The sequence below is a fragment of the Pantoea sp. YR525 genome (assembly GCF_900116775.1).
Classification (GTDB): Bacteria; Pseudomonadota; Gammaproteobacteria; order Enterobacterales; family Enterobacteriaceae; genus Pantoea; species Pantoea symbiotica.
This window is the reverse complement of record NZ_FPBU01000001.1, coordinates 268,505-288,435: the sequence shown is the minus strand read 5'-3', so window position 1 is coordinate 288,435 and position 19,931 is coordinate 268,505. Positions and strand designations below refer to the sequence as shown.

The window sequence follows — 19,931 nt, the reverse complement described above, 5'->3', positions numbered from 1 at the left end:
GCATCAATGCCGACCCTACAAAACCGCGTAGGGTGGGCATTTATGCCCACCTGGTTTTACACCGCGCGCTTCTGCGCCAACGCCAATTGCGCCACCAACACTTCCACGCCTAACGCCTCAAACGCCGCAACCTGCGCCGGAGAAATACCGCTATCGGTAATCAGATAGTGAATATGGCTCCAGTCACACGGTAGCGCGAACATCGACACCTTATCGATCTTGCTGGAATCCGCCACCACATACACGGTGTTGGCTGACTTGATCATCGCCATTTTCACCTTGATATCCGTCTCGCTGGGAAAGCTCAACCCCAGACGCGGCGAGATACAGGCCGTGGCAAGAAACAGCTTTTCCGCCAGCACGTTTTCGAAAAACGAAGCCGCTTTCTCGCCCGAAGTCGAAAGCGTAGGGAACTTGAACGTCCCACCGGTCAGCAAAATATTAATGCCCGGCTCGCCGCCCAGTTTCAGCGCAATATTCACCGCCGTGGTAATCACCGATAAACGACGAATATGGCTAATCGCCTCGGCAATCGCCGTGGTGGTGGTGCCGGAATCGAAAATCACCGTGTCGCCATTTTCCACATGCTGCGCGGCAAGACGGCCAATCGCCTGTTTTTCTTCAAGATGCGTCTGACGCTCCAGCAACATTGCGCCGGTATTCTGCTTGCCGGTCATCAAGGTGGCACCGCCGTGATAACGCTGCACGTGCCCCTCTTGCTGCAACATGCGCAAGTCGGTGCGAATGGTGGCTTCGGTCAGGCCGAAGGTGTCGGTTAGCGCTTTAACCGTGACTGTGCCGTCTTCGCGGATCATCTCCAGAATCTTCTCACGGCGCTGCTGCATATCAGCCAGCTGCTCAGTTTTGCTTTTCAATCGAAATGCTCCCTCTTTCCAATCACGGTCTGGTTTCGCCAATAAGGAAACCCGAGCTGATTTTACTCTGCGTTTTGGGCATTTGCGAGGCAGCTTCCAGAATCATTGGCTTTCGAATGAAAATCACCATCTGCTATGCGATTGATTTCGCAGAAAGCCACTAGCAGCTCTCTCCATGTCATAAATTCAGTAATTTACGCAAAGTTAATAAAATCATGGGGATAATTTTTCTTGCTGCGATTTGTATGAAATTTGATCTCCTCCACAAACCATTATTAATCGATAGCTTATATTTTTGTTCGAAAATGATATTTGCCAAAACGATAACCCGGCCAGCCGTAACCAGAGCCGCCGTACACCATTATGGAGAGAGACGATGAGTGGGGAATATGACGTTAACCTGCGCTACGGCGTGAACATTGAGCAGGATTTAACCGGAAAAGTGGCGGTGGTCACCGGCGGGCTAGGCGGGATTGCGATGGCCAGTAACGCCATGCTGCTGGAGAAGGGCGCACGGCTGGCGCTGCTCTATCCGCCTTTTGAAAGCGAAAAAGTGGCGGGCGTGCAGGATCAGTTTGCTGCCGATCGTGTGCTGCTGGTGTGCTGCGACGTGACCGATCCAGCCTCGGTTGAAGCGGCATTTGATAACGTCGAACAGCATTACGGCAAGATTGATATCCTGGTGAACTGCGCGGGCTACGTGATGTTGCAACCGGTGTTAGAAACCGATTTTGCCGAGTGGCAAAAGCAGATCGACGTCAATCTTACCGGACCTTTCCTCTGCTCGCAGGCAGCCGGTAAACGCATGGTGCGCGCCGGTAACGGCGGCAAAATCATCAATATCGCCTCGCAGGCCGCTTCTATCGCGATCGATAACCACGTTGCCTACACCTCGGCCAAAGCCGGTCTGCTCGGCATGACCAAAGTGATGGCTAAAGAGTTCGCTCCCTATCGCATCAACGTTAATACCTTATCGCCCACCGTGGTGCTGACGCCGATGGGTGAAAAAGCCTGGCGCGGCGAGAAGGGCGAGCAGATGAAAAAGCTGATCCCACTCGGACGCTTTGCCTATACCGACGAAATCGCCGCCGCAGTGCTGTTCTTCGCCAGCAACGGTAGCGACATGATCACCGGCGCAGATTTAATGATCGACGGTGGCTTTACCATCTGGTAAGCCGCGCCAACACCAGAACGGCTGACCCTGCGTGACCCAATATAACAATGAGAGAACCTCACCATGAAAAAACGTACCCTGCTGTTAACTGCCATTGCCAGTTGCATGATCTCCCAAGCCAGTTTCGCTGCCGATAAAGGCACCATCATGATTCTGGTGAACTCGCTGGATAACCCGTATTACGCCTCCGAAGCCAAAGGTGCCAACCTCAAAGCGCAGCAGCTGGGCTATAAAACCAGCGTGCTGTCGCATGGCGAAGATGTGAAAAAACAAAGTGAACTGATTGATGCCGCCATCGGCAAAAAGGTGCAGGGCATCGTGCTGGATAACGCCGACTCCACCGCCAGCGTTGCCGCCATCAAAAAAGCCAAAGATGCCGGCATTCCGGTGGTGCTGATTAACCGTGAAATCCCGGTAGACGACGTGGCGCTGGCGCAGATCACCCACAACAACTTCCAGGCCGGATCTGACGTGGCCAACGTGTTTGTCGAGAAGATGGGAGAAAAGGGTAGCTACGCGGAACTCACCTGTAACCTCGCCGACAACAACTGCGTCACTCGCTCTAAATCCTTCCATCAGGTGCTCGACCAATATTCAGACATGAAAAGCGTCGCGCGTCAGGATGCCAAAGGCACATTGATTGACGGCAAACGCATCATGGACAGCATTCTGCAGGCGCATCCGGATGTGAAAGGGGTGATCTGCGGTAACGGTCCGGTAGCGCTGGGCGCGATTGCGGCATTGAAAGCGGCGGGCCGTAACGACGTCATCGTGGTCGGCATTGACGGCAGCAATGATGAACGTGACGCGGTGGAAAAAGGCGACCTGAAAGCCACGGTGATGCTGCAGGCGCAAGCCATCGCCGCACAGGGCGTGACCGACCTCGACAACTTTATTCAGAAAGGCACCAAACCTGAGAAGCAGCGCGTGATGTTCCGCGGCATTCTCATCACGCCAGACAACGCCAAAGGCGTGCAGGACTTTAACTTCAAGTCGTAATCAATGCGGTGCGCCCGTCTATCGGGCGCCCAGGAGAATGTGATGCACAGACGACTCTGGTTACTGCTTCCTGTCGTGATCCTTAGCGGTTGCCGCATTGTGTCGCAGCAGGAGCTGGCCGACCTGAAAAATCCTCCCAATCCCAAAATGGGCAATATTGCCCAAACATGGCAACAGAAGCTGGTGCCGCAGATTCAGCATGATGCGAAGCCGGTGGCTGAGTTGTTGAATGCGCTGAAGTCCGCCAAAGATTTTGATAGCGCTTGTAAAACCTACGGCTATCGCAGTCAGGAAGAGAATCCGTGTGTGTTCAGTGTCAACGTGAGCGGCGAAGTCACCGCCGTCAACACCACGTCGCGTAATGGCCGGATGACGGTTAAGGATGTGTCCGGTGACAACATCACGGTGCAGGTTGGCCCGATTTTTCCCGGCACGGTGTTACGCGATGCCTACAAAGGTGCTAGCTATCAGGACTTTAACGATCAGGTGTTATTCGGCGACTACAGCCGCGCGATCAATCAGCAGGCGGCGAACATGATGAGTGCTTTCAAGCCCAAAGTGGGTGACAAAGTGCAGCTTGCTGGCGTGTTTAGCAGCTTCGATACGCCGGAGCAGGTGCCGAATGTGACACCTGCGGCGATTACACGTCAGTAAGGAGCGGATATGCAACAGCCTCAACATGACGTGATTATTGAAACCCGCAACGTGTCGCGTATCTATCCCGGCGTTACCGCGCTGGATCAGGTCAATTACCGCGTCTATCGCAACAAAGTGAACGTGCTGATTGGCGAAAACGGCGCGGGAAAATCCACCATGATGAAAATGCTGGCGGGCGTGGAGATCCCCTCATCGGGCGAGATTCTGCTGGACGGCGCGGCGGTGTCGCTAAGCTCCACACATCAGGCGGAAAAACAGGGCATCAGCATTATCTTTCAGGAGCTGAACCTGTTTCCCAACATGAATGTGATGGACAACATCTTCATGGCAAATGAGTTTTTCCAGCGCGGCGTGATCAACGAGAAGTACCAATATTCACTGGCCAAAGCGCTGCTGGAACGGCTGGAGCTGGATGTCGATCCCTACGCGCCGCTGGCTGAACTCGGTATTGGCCATCAGCAGCTGGTGGAGATCGCCCGCGCGCTATCAAAAGACACGCGCGTGCTGATCATGGATGAACCGACCAGCGCGCTCAGCCAGTCAGAAGTGAAGGTGCTGTTCAACGTCATCGACCAGCTCAAACGGCGCGGCGTCACCATCATCTATATCTCACATCGGCTGGAGGAGCTGATGGAGATTGGCGATCACATCACCATCTTCCGCGACGGACGCTTTATCAGCGAACGCGAAGTCCGCGACGCCTCGATTCCGTGGATCATCGAGCAGATGGTGGGCGACAAGAAGAAACACTTCGACTACCAACCGGCGACCCAGGGCGAAACGGTACTCAGCGTCAGCGGGCTTACCGCGCTACATCAAAACGGCGGCTACAAACTCAATGATGTCTCTTTCTCGCTGCGCAAAGGCGAAGTGATTGGCATCTACGGCTTGCTGGGCGCCGGGCGCACCGAGTTGTTCAAAGGGCTGATTGGCATGATGCACTGTCAGTCGGGCAGCGTCAGTCTGAACGGCGAAGCGCTGGAGAAGCGCAGCTTCCAGCAGCGACTGAAAAAAGGTATCGCGCTGGTGCCGGAAGATCGTCAAACCGAAGGCGTGGTGCAGCTGATGTCGATCACCGCCAATATGACGCTCAGCGATCTTAGCCTGCGCGGCTTTCGCCGCTGCTGGCGCATGCTCAATCCGCACAAAGAAAAGAGTCGCGTTGATGAAATGATTGGTCATCTCGCCATCAAAGTCAGCGATGCCGAATTGCCGATCACCTCGTTAAGCGGTGGCAATCAGCAAAAAGTGGTGCTGGGCAAAGCCCTGATGACCGGTCCGCAGGTGGTGCTGCTGGATGAGCCGACGCGCGGCATTGATGTGGGCGCCAAAACCGACGTCTATCACCTGATTGGCAGTCTGGCGCAGCAGGGATTGGCGGTGATGTTTTCCTCGTCCGAGCTGGATGAAGTGATGGCGCTGGCTGACCGCATTTTGGTGATGGCGGATGGTCGTATCACCGCCGATTTACCGCGCGCGGCGGCCACGCGCGAAGCCCTGATTAGCGCCTCAACGCCGCATGATTGAGCCCGCTGGAGAGTAAAACGATGAATCAAAAATACCTGATCTACATGTACCTGCTTAAGGCGCGCACCTTTATTGCTTTATTAATCGTGGTGAGTTTCTTCAGCTTTATGGTGCCTAACTTTCTCACCACCTCCAACCTGCTGATCATGACGCAGCATGTGGCGATCACCGGCTTGCTGGCGATCGGCATGACGCTGGTGATTTTGACCGGCGGCATCGATCTGTCCGTGGGCGCGGTGGCGGGCATATGCGGCATGGTAGCGGGTGCGCTGCTCACTAACGGCGTTCCGCTGTGGGGCGGCAACGTGCTGTTCTTCAACGTGCCAGAAGTGATTTTGGTGGTGGCGCTGTTTGGCGTTGCACTGGGGCTTATTAATGGCACGGTGGTCACGCGACTCGGCGTAGCACCCTTTATCTGCACGCTCGGCATGATGTATGTGGCACGCGGCGCGGCGCTGCTGTTCAACGATGGCAGCACCTACGCCAACCTCGTCGGTACGCCAGCGCTTGGCAACACCGGCTTCGCCTTGCTCGGTTCCGGTTCGGTGCTGGGCGTGTATATCCCGATATGGATGATGCTCGGTTTCCTGCTGCTGGGATTGTATCTGACACGCAAAACGCCGCTCGGACGTTACATCTACGCCACCGGCGGCAACGAATCGGCGGCGCGCCTGGCGGGTGTGCCGATTATCAAGGTCAAAGTGTTTGTTTACGCCTTTTCCGGTTTGTGCGCCGCGCTGGTCGGTTTGATTGTGGCGTCGCAGCTGCAAACCGCGCACCCGATGACCGGCAATATGTTCGAGATGGACGCCATCGGTGCCACGGTGCTGGGTGGCACGGCGTTGGCGGGCGGACGCGGGCGGGTCTCGGGCTCGATTATCGGTGCCTTTGTCATCGTGTTCCTTGCCGATGGCATGGTGATGATGGGCGTCAGCGATTTCTGGCAAATGGTGATTAAAGGTTTGGTAATTGTTACTGCGGTGGTGATCGACCAATTCCAGCAAAAATTACAAAGTAAGGTGGTGCTGCTGCGCAGACATGAAAAAAAGCAGCAATCGGCCGCCCTGCCTGAAGCAACACATGGATAACAGGAGGCAACATGACACGCGATTTTAGTGGAAAAACGGTGGTGATTACCGGCGCATGCCGCGGGATTGGCGCGGGCATTGCGGCGCGTTTTGCCCGCGACGGCGCGCGGTTGGTGATGGTGTCGAACTCGGAACGCGTCTTCAGTACTGCGCAGGCCATCGAACAGCAGTTTGGTAGTGAGATTCTGGCGCTGCAGGTCGATGTTACCGATGAAAATGAGGTACAGCAGCTCTATCAGCAGGCGGCTGAGCGCTTCGGCAGCATTGATGTGTCGATTCAAAATGCGGGCGTCATCACCATCGATCGCTTCGACTCGATGCCAAAAAGCGACTTCGAAAAGATCCTTGCGGTGAACACCACCGGCGTGTGGTTGTGCTGTCGGGAAGCGGCGAAATATATGGTCAAGCAGGGCAGCGGCAGCCTGATTAACACTTCGTCCGGCCAGGGACGTCAGGGCTTCATTTATACTCCGCACTATGCGGCCAGCAAGATGGGCGTGATCGGGATTACCCAGAGCCTGGCACTGGAGCTGGCACCGTGGCATATCACGGTGAATGCCTTCTGTCCGGGCATTATCGAGAGTGAAATGTGGGACTACAACGATCGCGTGTGGGGCGAGATCCTCAGCAGCGATAAAAAGCAGTATGGCAAAGGCGAGCTTATGGCGGAGTGGGTGGAAAATATCCCGCTTAAGCGCGCGGGGCAGCCGGAAGATGTCGCCGGTTTAGTGGCTTTCCTCGCGTCTGACGATGCTCGCTATATCACCGGGCAGACCATCAATGTGGATGGCGGTTTAATCTTCTCCTGATAGTTCACCGTAGGGTCGCCATTTATGGCGACCTGGCTTCCAGGTGCCCATAATTGGGCACCCTACAAAACAGCGATTACCTCCGTAGGGTCGCCATTTATGGTGACCTAACTTCCAGGTGCCCATGAATGGACACCCTACAAAACAATTGCTGCAACTGTATGGGCGCCATTTATTGTGACCTGACTTCCAGATGCCCATAAATGGGCACCCTACAAAACAATCGCTGCATCCGTAGGGGCGCCATTTATGGCGACCTGGTTTCCAGATGCGCACGAATGCGCACTCTACAAATCCGAAAGTTCCCGCCAATGTCTTAATCGAAACCAGACATTTCCGGCACTTGCATCAGAATATGCTAGGGTAGACTTATGCACTTTTGTGAGCCACCTCAAATTCTGAACTGGGTCGAACCCTATTTTTAGCTATGTTATCTACTTTGTTATCACTCAAAAGCGTGCGATATCTCTCTGGTTTTTCATTACTTGCTGCATCCGCGCCTGCGCTGGCGTTGATTTCTGACACTAAACTCGCCGATGCGCCGTTTAGCGATCCCACACGTTTTCAGAAAATGGCCGATCAGTTACCTGCGTTGGGCTATCAGGACGAAACCGAAGCGTTCAACAAAAAGCTGGCGACTATTGCCAAAAGCATTGGCGAAGCCAGCCAGAACAGCACGGACGACAATTCGTTAAGCCAGCAGGCCGGACTTTGGGCTTTTAATCACTTCCGCGATGAAGTGGGAAATCGTCTGGTCAATGAAGGTCAATCATTGCTGTCGCCGTATGGCAACGCGCAGATCGATTTCAACGTTGACATCGATGGCAACTTTAACGGCAGCGGTGCTTCGCTGCTGACGCCGTGGGCGGATAACTATCGCTATTTGACCTTCAGTCAGGTGGGTTTCCATCAAACCGATGATGGGCTGGTGGGCAATGTGGGGCTCGGCCAGCGTTGGATGGCGGGCAAATGGCAGCTGGGCTATAACGGCTTTGTGGACCGCATGTTCAGCAGCGGCCTGCAGCGCGCCTCGCTGGGTACCGAAGCGTGGGGCGACTATCTGCGCTTCTCCGCCAACTACTACACGCCGCTATCGGGCTGGCAGGATCGCAATCCTTTCCAGCAGCAGCGTATGGCGCGCGGCTACGATTTCACCACCCAGGGCTATTTGCCGCAGTATCGCCAGCTCGGTGCATCAGTGAGCTGGCAGCAATATCTTGGCGATAACGTCGATCTGTTTAGCTCCGGCAATCGCTACCACAATCCGTCGGCGTTGACCTTTGGCGTCACTTACACGCCAGTGCCGCTGGTGACCTTATCCGCCAGCCACAAAACCAGCGACAGCGGTGAGAGCCAGGATCAGCTCGGTTTGCGTCTCAACTACCGTTTTGGCGTGGCTCTCAGCCAGCAGCTGAGTCCGGATAACGTAGCGGCGGCGCACTCGCTGCGCGGCAGTCGCTACGATAACGTGACGCGCAGCTATACGCCGGTGCTGGAATATCGCCAGCGTAAAACGCTGTCGGTATTTCTCGCTACGCCGCCGTGGCAGCTAAATGGCGGAGAAAGCTTGCCGCTGAAACTGCAGATCCGCAGCACCAATCCGATCGCTAAAGTGATGTGGCAGGGCGATACCCAGGCGCTAAGCCTGACGCCGGGTGCCAATCCCAACGATCCGCAGGGCTGGAGCGTGATCATGCCAGCCTGGGATAGCTCGCCGGGCGCGCATAACAGTTATCGCTTGTCGGTGGTGTTAGAAGACAGCAAACAGAATCGCGTCACTTCGAACGAAATCGTCCTGCAATTGCAACCGCCGTTCTCATTGGATCAGGGTGATGATAATCGTTTTGATTTGATGGCGCCGTAATCGCATCACGCCAATAAAAAAGGGCAGCTTTCGCTGCCCTTTGCGCATGTTCAGCCGACACTAGCCGAATAGCTATGAGGGTAATGCAACTTAGAACTGGTAAACCAGACCTACAGCGGTGACATCATCAGAAGCAATGCCCAACGCATTATCGTCTTTCAACAGGTTGATTTTGTATTCAGCATACACAGACATGTTTTTGTTGAAGTAATAGGTTCCACCGACAGCAACATATTTGGTGAGATCGACATCACCAATATTTTCAATCTCTTTGCCTTTCGATGAAACGTAACCGATTGAAGGACGCAGGCCGTTCAGGAACTGATACTGCGCCACAGCTTCAAAGTTAACCGCTTTGTTAGCAAAGCCACCATTGATTGGGGTTGCGTTCAGCGTTTCGCCGTACATGGTTGCCAGATAAATCTGGTTAGCATCGTATTTCAGGCCAGTAGTCCAGTGTTGTGCTTTCTCGCCATCGCCACGTAAGGCCTGGTTCTGCGTATTGGTACGATCCAGGCTAGCGTAAGCGCCAACCAGGCTCAGACCGAAATCGAAGTCATAGGAAGTGGAGAGCGCGAAGCCATCACCATTCGAACGGCGTACCGCAATGTCTGAAGCGCTGCGATCGTTTTTACCTTCGTACTGAGCCGCAACGTTCCAGCCTTTCACCAGACCAAAGAAATCTTTGTTGCGCCAGGTGAGCACGCCACCTGAGCGGCTGGACAGGAATCCATCAGAGTAACCTTGATCGCCACCGAAGAATGGCAGCATATCGGTGTAACCCAGCACGTCATAAATCAGGCCGTAGTTACGACCGTAATCAATTGAGCCAAACTGACCGAACTTCAGACCGGCAAAGCCCAGACGGGTCTTGTTACCGTTGTTAGCATCGCTGCCTTCAGAGTTGGTCAGGCTGTACTGATACTGCCACTGGCCGTAACCGGTCAGTTGGTCGTTGATCTTGGTTTCGCCTTTAAAACCCAGACGGGTATAAGACGAGGTGTCGCCATTAGATGCATCGTTATCAGAGAACAGATGCGAGACGTTAATTTTGCCAGTCAGGTCCAGTTTGTTGCCATCTTTGTTATAGATTTCGGCGGCCTGAGCCGAAGAAAGTCCCAGCAGTAAAGGCATCACTGCTGCCAGTAAGGAGCGCTTCATCATTTAATTTTTACCCTGTGATATTTTTTAATTTTGTCCCCTTATTCGGGGTGAAAAGAAAATGACACAAAAGGTTCAAGATCGACAGTGCAATATATGTAACTAAATATTTCCCATTAACTTTTTGTGTGATTTTTAATCTTAAATTCCATTATGTGGAATTTTGTATTGGTTAAACTTATCCCTAAAACAACAAGGGATATGAATGTTTAAATAGTTATCTTAATGATTTTATACGATATTTTAAAAATTAAAGATGCGTAAATAAAGTAACTAGCTTGTTCGTGAAATAGCACAAGCCTATGCATAATTGTTCAATAGCAAATATCTGAATCCAGCTAATCGTTAGCATGGTAATTATCGGGTTCATGGCTTTGTGTCTGTTTATTTCTGTTCTGATAATAACCTTGGTCACAAAATGTTATTTAGGTTTCGTTTAATAACGAACTGGCGAAATAACATTCAATTTGAACATGTAAATGTTAAAAACCGATTAATCCACTCCATGCTAAATCTGCACCGCGCTAACACTTTCCTGCACCAATCAGGCACATCTCGCCCCAAAAAAGTGCGTTTATCGCATTAATTTGGCGAAATATTTCCTGCCCGATCACAAAAGCAATATTTCATTTTGCCGATGCATAAATCCGCTAAATAAATTGCTGCTATTCAGCCTGCATCAGACTGATATTCACTTTTTATGCAATTAATGTGAATAGTCGCACTGGTTAAGTTATTGATATTTCGTAGTGGCAAGACGTTTATGCATTTTTGCGGCTGGCTGGCACGCTATCTGCAAGATACAGTAGAGCTGCCACTTAACATTTTTAACAATTTCAAAACAAAGGCTTCACCGGGTGTGAAGCAGGAGAGAGGGCTATGTCACAGCAGGTTTCGCGTCAAAATTTTGATCAATGGATGATGCCAGTTTATGCACCCGCGGCTTTTGTTCCGGTTCGTGCTGAAGGTTCTACGCTGTGGGATCAGCAAGGTAAAGAGTATATCGATTTCGCCGGTGGCATTGCCGTTAACGCCCTGGGTCATGCGCATCCCGCGTTGCAGCAGGCGTTGACCGAACAGGCGAGCAAACTGTGGCATACCGGTAACGGCTACACCAATGAACCGATCCTGCGTCTCGCCAAACAATTGATTGATGCCACCTTTGCCGACCGCGTGTTCTTCTGTAACTCCGGCGCTGAAGCGAATGAAGCAGCACTGAAGCTGGCACGTAAAACCGCACACGACCGTTTCGGCGCTGAGAAGAACGGAATCGTTGCTTTTAACAACGCTTTCCACGGCCGCACGCTGTTTACCGTAACAGCGGGCGGACAACCGGCCTATTCCCGTGATTTTGCGCCACTGCCGCCAGCGGTAGCACACGCTAATTTCAACGATCTGGCCTCGGCGGCCGCGCTGATCAATGACCAAACCTGCGCGGTGATCGTTGAGCCGATTCAGGGTGAAGGCGGCGTGCTGCCAGCCGATCCGTCTTTCCTGCGCGGATTGCGCGAACTCTGCGATAAGCATCATGCGGTGTTGATTTTTGATGAAGTACAGAGCGGCGTGGGACGCACCGGTTCGCTGTACGCCTACATGCATTACGGCGTGACGCCGGATGTGTTAACCACAGCCAAAGCGCTGGGTGGCGGCTTCCCGATTGGCGCCATGCTGACGCGTGAAGATTTGGCGCAGGTAATGGGCGTCGGCACGCACGGCACCACGTACGGCGGCAACCCGCTGGCGGGCGCCGTCGCGGGCAAAGTGATGGAGCTGATTAACCAGCCAGCCTTTATGGCGGGCGTAACCGAGCGTCATCAATGGTTTGTTACTGCGTTGCAGGAACTTAACCAGCGTCTGCCGGTGTTTAAAGAAGTGCGCGGATTGGGACTGCTGATTGGCGCGGTGCTAAACGACGATTTCGCCGGTAAAGCCAAACAGTTCAACCTCACTGCGGCCGAAGAGGGCGTGATGGTGCTGATTGCCGGCGCTAACGTGGTGCGTTTCGCGCCTGCGTTGAACATCAGCGAGCTTGAAGTAAAAGAAGGCCTGGCGCGCTTCGAACGTGCCTGTGAACGCGTGCTCAAAGGAGCCACATCATGATGGTGATTCGCCCCGTCGAACGTGACGATCTCTCGCAGTTGTTGTCGCTGGCGGGCAAAACCGGGGGCGGCTTAACCTCGCTGCCTGCGGATAGCGATACGCTCAAAGCCCGAATTGAGCGTTCGCTGCTCACCTGGCAAGGTGCGCTGCCGCCTGCCGAGCAAGGCTATGTGTTTGTGCTGGCCGACAGCGAAGACAATCGTGCCGTCGGCATTTGCGCCATCGAAGCGGCGGTAGGTTTGCAGGATCCCTGGTACAACTTCCGCGTCGGCACGCAGGTGCACGCCTCGAAAGAGCTGAATGTCTATGCCAGCTTGCCGACGCTGTCGCTGAGCAACGATCACACCGGCAGCAGCGAGCTGTGTACGCTGTTCCTCGATCCCGATTACCGCGATGGCAAAAACGGCCATCTGCTGTCGAAATCACGTTTTCTGTTTATGGCTAACTTCCGCGACCGCTTTATGAAGCACGTGGTGGCGGAGATGCGTGGCGTCAGTGATGACAATGGTCACTCGCCCTTCTGGGACAGTGTCGGCAGTCGCTTCTTCTCGATGGAATTCAGCAAAGCCGATTTTCTCAGCGGCACCGGGCAGAAAGCCTTTATCGCCGAGCTGATGCCCAAACATCCGCTCTACATTCATTACCTGTCTGAAGCGGCGCAAAAAGTGATCGGCGAAGTCCATCCGAAAACCGCACCGGCGCGTGCGGTGCTGGAGGCGGAAGGCTTCCGCTATCTCAACTATGTCGACATCTTCGACGGCGGCCCGACGCTGGAGTGCGAAATCGACCGCATCCGTGCCATTCGCAAGAGTCGCCAGTTAACCGCTGAGAGCGGTGTCGCCGATGAAAGCTGGCCGCTGTGTCTGGTGGCAAACGCCGATTACCAGCATTTCCGCGTGGCGCTGCTGCCGGTGGATATGGCATCCGGCACGGTAAAACTGACTGAAAGCCAGCGCGCGGCGCTGCACTGCAACATTGGCGATCAACTGCGTGTGGTCACGCTGTGTCGCGAGGAGAAAAAAGCATGACGCATTTTATTCAAGGTCAATGGGTGACCGGCGGCGCTGACGCCCTGAGCAAACAGAATCCGGTAACCGGCGAAACGCTGTGGCAGGGCAAAGCGGCATCGGCAGCACAAGTGGCTACGGCCTGCGAAGCGGCGCGCGCGGCGTTCCCGCAGTGGGCGAAAAAACCGTTTGCGGAACGTCAGGCGCTGGTGGAAGGTTTTGCCCGTCTGCTCGAAAGCCATAAAACCACGCTGGCGGAAACTATCGCCCAGGAAACCGGCAAGCCGCGCTGGGAAACGCTGACCGAAGTGCAGGCGATGATCAACAAAATCGCCATTTCGATTAAGGCCTATCACAGCCGCACCGGCGAACAGGCCGACGGCGAGAGCTCGTTGCGCCATCGTCCGCACGGCGTGCTGGCGGTATTTGGCCCGTATAATTTTCCTGGCCACCTGCCGAACGGCCATATCGTGCCGGCTCTACTGGCGGGGAACTGCGTGGTGTTTAAGCCGAGCGAGCTGACGCCGCTAACGGCGGAGAAAACCGTGCAGTTGTGGGAGCAAGCCGGTTTACCGGCGGGCGTGATGGCGCTGCTGCAGGGCGGGCGTGAAACCGGCCAGGCGCTGGCCAATGCGGCGCAAATTGATGGCCTGCTGTTTACCGGCAGCGCCGCCACCGGCTATCACCTGCATCGTCAGTTCGCCGGGCAGCCAGAAAAAATGCTGGCGCTGGAGATGGGCGGCAACAATGCGCTGATTGTCGAAGATCCATCTGATCTCGATGGTGCGGTACATATCGCTATTCAGTCGGCCTTTATTACCGCCGGACAGCGCTGCACCTGTGCGCGTCGTCTGCTGGTGAAGCGCGGCGCGGCGGGCGATGCCTTCCTGCAGCGTTTGGTTGAGGTCAGCGCGCGCTTGCAGCCTGGCGCATGGAATGCCGAACCGCAGCCGTTTATGGGCAGCGTGATTTCACCCGTCGCCGCCGGACATATTTTTGCCGCCTGGCAGCAGCAGGTGGAAAAGGGCGGAAAAGTGTTGCTCGGCATGCATTGGCGGGATCGCGACAGCGCCATCATCACGCCGGGCATCATTGATGTGACGGAAGTGAAAGATTTAGCGGATGAAGAAGTTTTTGGTCCGCTGCTGCAGGTGATTCGCTACGACAGTTTCGAGCAGGCGATCGCCATCGCCAATAACACCCGCTATGGCTTGTCATGCGGCCTGATTTCGCCGCAGCGCGCGCAGTTTGATCAGCTGCTGCTCGAGGCGCGCGCCGGTATCGTTAACTGGAACAAACCGCTGACCGGCGCGGCCAGCACCGCACCTTTTGGTGGCATCGGCGCCTCGGGGAATCATCGTGCCAGCGCATGGTACGCCGCCGATTACTGCGCGTGGCCAATGGCGTCGCTGGAGAGCCCAAGCCTGGCGCTGCCGGGCAGCTTATCGCCGGGCCTCGATTTCTCCGCGCAGGGAGCGAAATAATGAAAGCGTTTGAAGCTAACTTTGATGGGCTGGTCGGCCTGACACATCACTACGCGGGATTGTCGTTTGGTAATGAAGCCTCGACGCGCAATCAGCTGCAGCCTTCGAACCCGCGTCTGGCGGCGAAGCAGGGCTTGCTGAAGATGAAAGCGCTGGCGGATATGGGTTACGTGCAGGGCGTGATCCCGCCGCACGAGCGTCCTAATCTGCCGCTGCTGCGTCAACTTGGTTTTAGCGGCAGCGATGAGCAGGTGCTGGCGCAGGCGGCGAAGCACGCGCCGCAGCTGTTGTCGGCGGCCAGCTCCGCCTCGGCGATGTGGGTGGCCAATGCCGCCACGGTGTCGCCGTCGGCGGATAGCGCCGATGGTCGCGTGCATTTCACCGTTGCCAATCTGAATAACAAATTCCATCGCGCCATTGAGGCGCCGGAAACTGCCGATCTGCTGCGCGCCATTTTCCGTAACCCGCAGCACTTCAGCGTGCACGATGCGCTGCCGCAGGTAGCGCAATTCGGTGATGAGGGCGCGGCCAATCACAATCGCTTCGGCAGTGATTACGGCGATGCGGGCGTGCAGCTGTTTATTTATGGCCGCGATGGGCAGCAGCAGGGCGCAACACCGGCACGTTATCCGGCGCGCCAAACGCGTGAAGCCAGCGAAGCGGTGGCGCGTTTGCATCAGCTCGATGCGCAACGCACGCTGTTTGCGCAGCAAAATCCGGCGGTGATCGATCAGGGCGTGTTCCATAACGATGTGATTGCAGTGAGCAATCAGCAGGTGCTGTTCTGCCATCAGGATGCCTTTGTTAATCAGCCGCAGTTGCTGAACGACCTCGCCGCGCGCGTCAACGGTTTCCAGCCAATTGAAGTGCCGCGCGATAAAGTGTCGGTAACCGATGCGGTCAATACCTATTTGTTTAACAGCCAGTTATTGCAGCGTGCCGACGGCGGTATGCTGCTGGTGCTGCCCGAAGAGTCGCGCCAGCATGCGGGCGTGTGGCGTTATCTCACCGAGCTGGTGGAGAGCGGCGGGCCGATTCGTGAACTAAAAGTGTTCGATCTGCGTGAAAGTATGTTTAACGGCGGCGGCCCGGCCTGTTTGCGTCTTCGCGTGGTGTTAACCGAAACCGAGCGTCAGGCGCTGAATCCGGCGGTGCTGATGAACGATCGCCTGTTTGCCACGCTCAACGATTGGGTGGATCGCCACTACCGCGATCGCCTAACCCAGGCCGATTTAGCCGACCCGCAACTGCTGCGTGAAGGGCGCACCGCGCTGGATGAGCTGACGAAGCTGCTAGACTTAGGCAGTGTCTACGCGTTTCAGCGTTAACGCCGGGGTGAGAGGTTCACCCCACGTTGTTAAAAAGGAGTGAACATGCAGGATTTTTTACAGCAGACCTTGTCTGGTGAGCCGCCACAGCAAAGAGAGGGCAGCAACGATCATCTGAGTTGGCAATGGCATAACGAGGGACTTCTGTCCCTCACGCCGCACACGCCCACGCAGCAGGCGCTGGTGCTCTCTGCGGGCATTCACGGCAACGAAACCGCGCCGGTTGAGATTCTCAATCTGTTGCTGACGCCATTATTGAAAGGCGAGAAACCGCTGGCGGTGCGTTTGCTGGTGATTTTGGGTAATCCCGCCGCGTTGCGCAGCGGCAAGCGCTACCAGCAATACGATATCAACCGCCTGTTTGGTGGCCGCTGGCAGCAGGTGGCCGATGTACCCGAAGCGCAGCGTGTGTTGCAGCTGGAGCAGGAGCTGGAGAGTTTCTGGCGTGCCTGTCTCGATCACGAAGTGCGCTGGCACCTCGATCTGCATACCGCGATCCGTGGCTCGTATCATGCGCGTTTTGGCGTGATGCCGCTGAATCCCAATCCGTGGCCCGAACAATTTATGCACTGGCTGGCGGCGGCAGAAATGGAAGCGCTGGTTTTCCATCGTTCACCGGGCGGCACTTTCACCCATTACAGCTGCGAGCACCATAATGCGGCGAGCTGCACGTTGGAACTGGGCAAGGCTTTGCCGTTTGGTGAGAACGATCTGAGTCAGTTTAGCGGTGTGCAACGGGCGCTGGCGGCATTGCTGTATGGCGAGGCCTTGCCGGAGGTGCGTGAACAGCCGCGTCATTATCGCGTGGCGCAGCAGTTGACTCGCCACGGCGATAAGTTTGTGTTGCACATGGGACCAGAGACGCTGAACTTCACCGCTTTCCCGCAGGGCACGCTGCTGGCGGAAGAGGGCGATCGGCGCTACTACGTGCAGCAGGCACGCGAGTATGTGCTGTTCCCGAATCCGAATGTCGCGCCGGGATTGCGCGCCGGTCTGATGCTGGTGGAGGAGAATGAACAGACGCAGGCGTTGGCGTTGTAATTTTCCCTCACCCTAACCCTCTCCCGCAGGCGGGAGAGGGAATCGATCGAGCTAACATGTTGCAGCGTTTCCCTCTCCCTGTGGGAGAGGGCCAGGGTGAGGGCATCAAAGTGCAGAGGCGTTAAAACCGCCGACATTTCCCTTCCTGAAAACCGACAATACCGTTACACTCCTCCTTAATTCCTGCGTTTTTCCCTTGATTGTCATAAACTTTTGCAATTCCTCACGCATTTCTTCTCTTTCTCTCCATGATTGCCTGATCTCTGTCTTTTATGCTTTCAGGGCTTTACTCAGCCTCTGAGTAGTTGACGTTCAGCGTCGTATGCTTGTTTCCGAAGACGCGACACAGGCTGTCGTCATTAAACTGATAAGTAAGGACAATATTATGCGTAAATTAACTTCTGTGTTCCTGGCTACCGCAATGGCTCTTGGTGCTGCAAATATCGTCCATGCAGCGGCAGACAACCTGACTCCGCCGCCAGCAGGCAGCGAAAAATCGATGCACAAGCCGCCGATGCGCCATCACGGTATGGAGATGATGTTTAAAGGTCTGAACCTGACCGACGCGCAGAAAGCGCAGATCAAAACTATTCTGCGTGATGGTCACAAAGATATGAAACGCCCGTCGCTGGAAGAGCGTCGTGCTGACCATGCCATCATCGCTTCCGATACCTTCGACCGTGCGAAAGCCGAAGCGCAGGCTGAGAAGATGACAGCGAACGCCAAAGACCGCGCGCTGCAGATGATGGAAACCCAGAACAAGATCTACAACGTGCTGACACCAGAGCAGAAGAAACAGTACAACGCGAACTTTGAGAAGCGCTTAACCGAGAAAGGCCCGCACGATGGCAAAATGACGCCACCGCCGGCTGATGCTGAATAAGTTCTTTCGCTAACTGAATAGAGACCGCCGGGGTTGTCCATCGCATCTGATGCTTTGGGCAACCTCGGCGGTTTTGTTTTTACAGCTCGATCAGCGGGAACACGCCAGAAAGCAGCGGACGACAGAGGATTTTATAGCCGTCATGATCGAAGCCGTGCGAGGCGCGCTGCAGCTGGCGTGCTTCGGCTTCACTGTTTACCGATCCCAGCCAGAACCAGTGATCGATCACATGAATTTGTGTAATGTCCGTGCCCGTTTCCACCATGCCAACCGGGCCTTGCCACGGCCAGCACTGAATGCGCATTTGCTCTAACGCCGCATGCAAGCGCTGCTGATGCTCAGCAACCGATTCGTTACCGCAGCAGGCACCGGCGCAGCGTTTCAGGGCGGCGCGAAAACAGCCGCGTCCCGGACGTAACGATTCCAGGCCCAGCAAGCCGTGACACAAATGCTGCTCATCGGCGATGGCTTTTAGCTTCTCCAGCGCGGCAAAGCGACTGCGAAACAGGCCATAAAGATTGGGCGAGCGCGAGAAGTCGAGATCCTTTGCATATACCACCTGCGGCGCACCGTCACCCAGCTGCAGCGAACAGAGCTGGCGATTCTTACGCAGGCGCTTATTAAACAGCGGCTGTTGCATCTTGATCATCTGCGCTTCCAGCAGCTGTGCGCCGACGTCGCCAGCCGTGGGGATCCAGGTGACGCGTCGCGCCTGACGCAGCATTTTGGCTTCATCTGGCGTACGGAAATGCGCCATCACCCGACTGCGCAGGTTGACGCTTTTGCCGATATACAGCGGCAGGTTTTCGCTTTCACCGTGAAAGGTATAGACGCCCGGCTGGTTGGGTAAACCTTCCAGCCACTGACGTAAATGTTCGGGGTATTGATAGATTGCTGCCGCATCGAAATCGAGGCGGTGGCTGGCTGCACGTCTGACCAAAGCACACTCCAATTACTGGTTGTCTATCCAGTGTATCAAACTGTGCTTTTTATCGCCACTTTAGGTTCCGATTTGAATTAGGTCGCCATGAATGGCGACCCTACGGTGATTTGGCGGGGGCGCATTTATGCGCACTTGCGTAACTTATGGTTTCCAGAAATCGTCGAACACGGTGATCGGCGGGCGACGTTTGTGTTCGGTTTTCAGATACCAGCCTTCGATGGTTTTTGCTGCGGCGGCATCAATGGTTTTGCCTTCCAGATAGGCATCGATTTGCTGATAAGTGACGCCAAGCGCCACTTCATCCTGCAAGCCGGGACGATCATCTTCCAAATCGGCGGTCGGATGTTTGAGATAGAGGTGCTCCGGGCAGCCCAGCGTTTTCAGCAGCTGTTTGCCCTGGCCTTTGTGCAGACGGAAGATCGGGTTGATGTCGCTGCCGCCGTCACCGTACTTAGTGAAGAAACCGGTGATCGCCTCTGCCGCATGGTCTGTACCGACCACCACGCCTTTGGTCATGCCAGCGATGCTGTACTGCGCTTTCATGCGCTCACGCGCTTTTTCATTGCCGCGCACGAAATCCGACACCGTGATACCTGCGTCTTTCAACGCACGTTCGCTGGCCAGAATCGCTTCTTTGATGTTCACCACCAGCGTGCGGTCCGGCTGGATAAACGCCAGCGCGTCCTGACAATCCTGCTCATCGGCCTGCACGCCATACGGCAAACGCACGGCGATAAAGGTGTAATCGTTATCGCCGCTCTCTTCACGCAGTTCGCGAATCGCGGTTTGCGATAAGATGCCGGTTAGCGTCGAATCCTGGCCGCCGCTGATGCCGAGCACCAGCGTTTTCAAAAAGGGATGGGCTTTCAGGTAAGACTTCAGAAAATCAACGCTGACGCGGATCTCCTGCTGCGGGTCGATAACGGGTTTTACACCAAGGGCTTCAATGATTTCCTGTTGCAGTGACATGAACCTCTCCTCAAGTCAGTAG

At 55.1% G+C, this 19,931-nt stretch carries 17 protein-coding genes; 13 read left to right on the top strand and 4 right to left on the bottom strand.

Annotated features, from left to right (window positions below; genetic code table 11):
• Positions 1-56 precede the first annotated feature (56 nt).
• Complete coding sequence (locus BM323_RS01260) at positions 57-875, bottom strand: DeoR/GlpR family DNA-binding transcription regulator (RefSeq protein WP_008102874.1); 819 nt, start codon at positions 873-875, stop codon at positions 57-59.
• A gap of 376 nt (positions 876-1,251) precedes the next feature.
• Between BM323_RS01260 and BM323_RS01255 the strand changes: the two genes are divergently transcribed.
• The 7 genes from BM323_RS01255 (at position 1,252) to BM323_RS01225 (ending at position 8,993) form a co-directional block, all read left to right on the top strand.
• Complete coding sequence (locus BM323_RS01255) at positions 1,252-2,049, top strand: GolD/DthD family dehydrogenase (protein WP_008102876.1); 798 nt, start codon at positions 1,252-1,254, stop codon at positions 2,047-2,049.
• Between the two features lie 63 nt (positions 2,050-2,112).
• Positions 2,113-3,048, top strand: coding sequence for a D-ribose ABC transporter substrate-binding protein (locus BM323_RS01250; RefSeq protein WP_008102877.1), 936 nt, complete (start codon positions 2,113-2,115; stop codon positions 3,046-3,048).
• A gap of 42 nt (positions 3,049-3,090) precedes the next feature.
• Positions 3,091-3,702, top strand: a complete 612-nt coding sequence (locus BM323_RS01245; RefSeq protein ID WP_008102880.1) for a DUF2291 family protein — start codon at positions 3,091-3,093, stop codon at positions 3,700-3,702.
• Positions 3,703-3,711: 9 nt separating this feature from the next.
• The gene (locus BM323_RS01240) at positions 3,712-5,232 is read left to right on the top strand and encodes a sugar ABC transporter ATP-binding protein (RefSeq protein ID WP_008102881.1); all 1,521 of its coding nucleotides are present in this window, start codon (positions 3,712-3,714) and stop codon (positions 5,230-5,232) included.
• Between the two features lie 20 nt (positions 5,233-5,252).
• Positions 5,253-6,320, top strand: coding sequence for an ABC transporter permease (locus BM323_RS01235; RefSeq protein WP_008102883.1), 1,068 nt, complete (start codon positions 5,253-5,255; stop codon positions 6,318-6,320).
• 11 nt (positions 6,321-6,331) lie between these two features.
• Positions 6,332-7,129, top strand: a complete 798-nt coding sequence (locus BM323_RS01230; RefSeq protein ID WP_008102885.1) for a glucose 1-dehydrogenase — start codon at positions 6,332-6,334, stop codon at positions 7,127-7,129.
• Between the two features lie 427 nt (positions 7,130-7,556).
• Positions 7,557-8,993, top strand: coding sequence for a YchO/YchP family invasin (locus BM323_RS01225; RefSeq protein ID WP_008102888.1), 1,437 nt, complete (start codon positions 7,557-7,559; stop codon positions 8,991-8,993).
• Positions 8,994-9,083: 90 nt separating this feature from the next.
• On the opposite strand, the gene BM323_RS01220 is transcribed toward BM323_RS01225, so the two are convergent.
• Positions 9,084-10,157 carry a porin OmpC gene (locus BM323_RS01220; protein WP_008102889.1) on the bottom strand — a complete coding sequence of 358 codons (1,074 nt, stop codon included), beginning with the start codon at positions 10,155-10,157 and terminating at the stop codon, positions 9,084-9,086.
• 876 nt (positions 10,158-11,033) lie between these two features.
• On the opposite strand from BM323_RS01220, the gene BM323_RS01215 reads away from it, so the two are divergent.
• The 6 genes from BM323_RS01215 (at position 11,034) to spy (ending at position 17,997) form a co-directional block, all read left to right on the top strand.
• The gene (locus BM323_RS01215; RefSeq protein WP_008102891.1) at positions 11,034-12,254 is read left to right on the top strand and encodes an aspartate aminotransferase family protein; all 1,221 of its coding nucleotides are present in this window, start codon (positions 11,034-11,036) and stop codon (positions 12,252-12,254) included.
• Positions 12,251-13,282 carry an arginine N-succinyltransferase gene (astA, locus tag BM323_RS01210; protein WP_008102893.1) on the top strand — a complete coding sequence of 344 codons (1,032 nt, stop codon included), beginning with the start codon at positions 12,251-12,253 and terminating at the stop codon, positions 13,280-13,282. The genes BM323_RS01215 and astA overlap by 4 nt, the downstream gene beginning before the upstream one ends.
• On the top strand, positions 13,279-14,745 hold the full coding sequence (astD, locus tag BM323_RS01205; protein WP_008102895.1) for a succinylglutamate-semialdehyde dehydrogenase: 1,467 nt from the start codon (positions 13,279-13,281) through the stop codon (positions 14,743-14,745). The genes astA and astD overlap by 4 nt, the downstream gene beginning before the upstream one ends.
• Entirely contained in the window at positions 14,745-16,073 is a 1,329-nt protein-coding gene (gene astB, locus BM323_RS01200; RefSeq protein WP_008102897.1) for an N-succinylarginine dihydrolase, read from the top strand. Before astD ends, astB begins: the two co-directional genes overlap by 1 nt.
• Before the next feature lie 45 nt (positions 16,074-16,118).
• Positions 16,119-17,114: a succinylglutamate desuccinylase gene (astE, locus tag BM323_RS01195; RefSeq protein WP_008102898.1), complete on the top strand. Its 996-nt coding sequence runs from the start codon at positions 16,119-16,121 to the stop codon at positions 17,112-17,114.
• Between the two features lie 385 nt (positions 17,115-17,499).
• A complete protein-coding gene (spy, locus tag BM323_RS01190; RefSeq protein ID WP_008102902.1) occupies positions 17,500-17,997 on the top strand; it encodes an ATP-independent periplasmic protein-refolding chaperone Spy in 498 nt (165 codons plus the stop codon).
• A gap of 79 nt (positions 17,998-18,076) precedes the next feature.
• On the opposite strand, the gene cho is transcribed toward spy, so the two are convergent.
• Both cho and nadE read right to left on the bottom strand, forming a co-directional pair.
• Positions 18,077-18,937 (bottom strand): excinuclease Cho, encoded by an 861-nt coding sequence (cho, locus tag BM323_RS01185; protein WP_091003189.1) that lies wholly within the window; start codon positions 18,935-18,937, stop codon positions 18,077-18,079.
• 144 nt (positions 18,938-19,081) lie between these two features.
• Positions 19,082-19,909: an ammonia-dependent NAD(+) synthetase gene (gene nadE, locus BM323_RS01180; protein WP_008102906.1), complete on the bottom strand. Its 828-nt coding sequence runs from the start codon at positions 19,907-19,909 to the stop codon at positions 19,082-19,084.
• Positions 19,910-19,931: the final 22 nt, after the last annotated feature.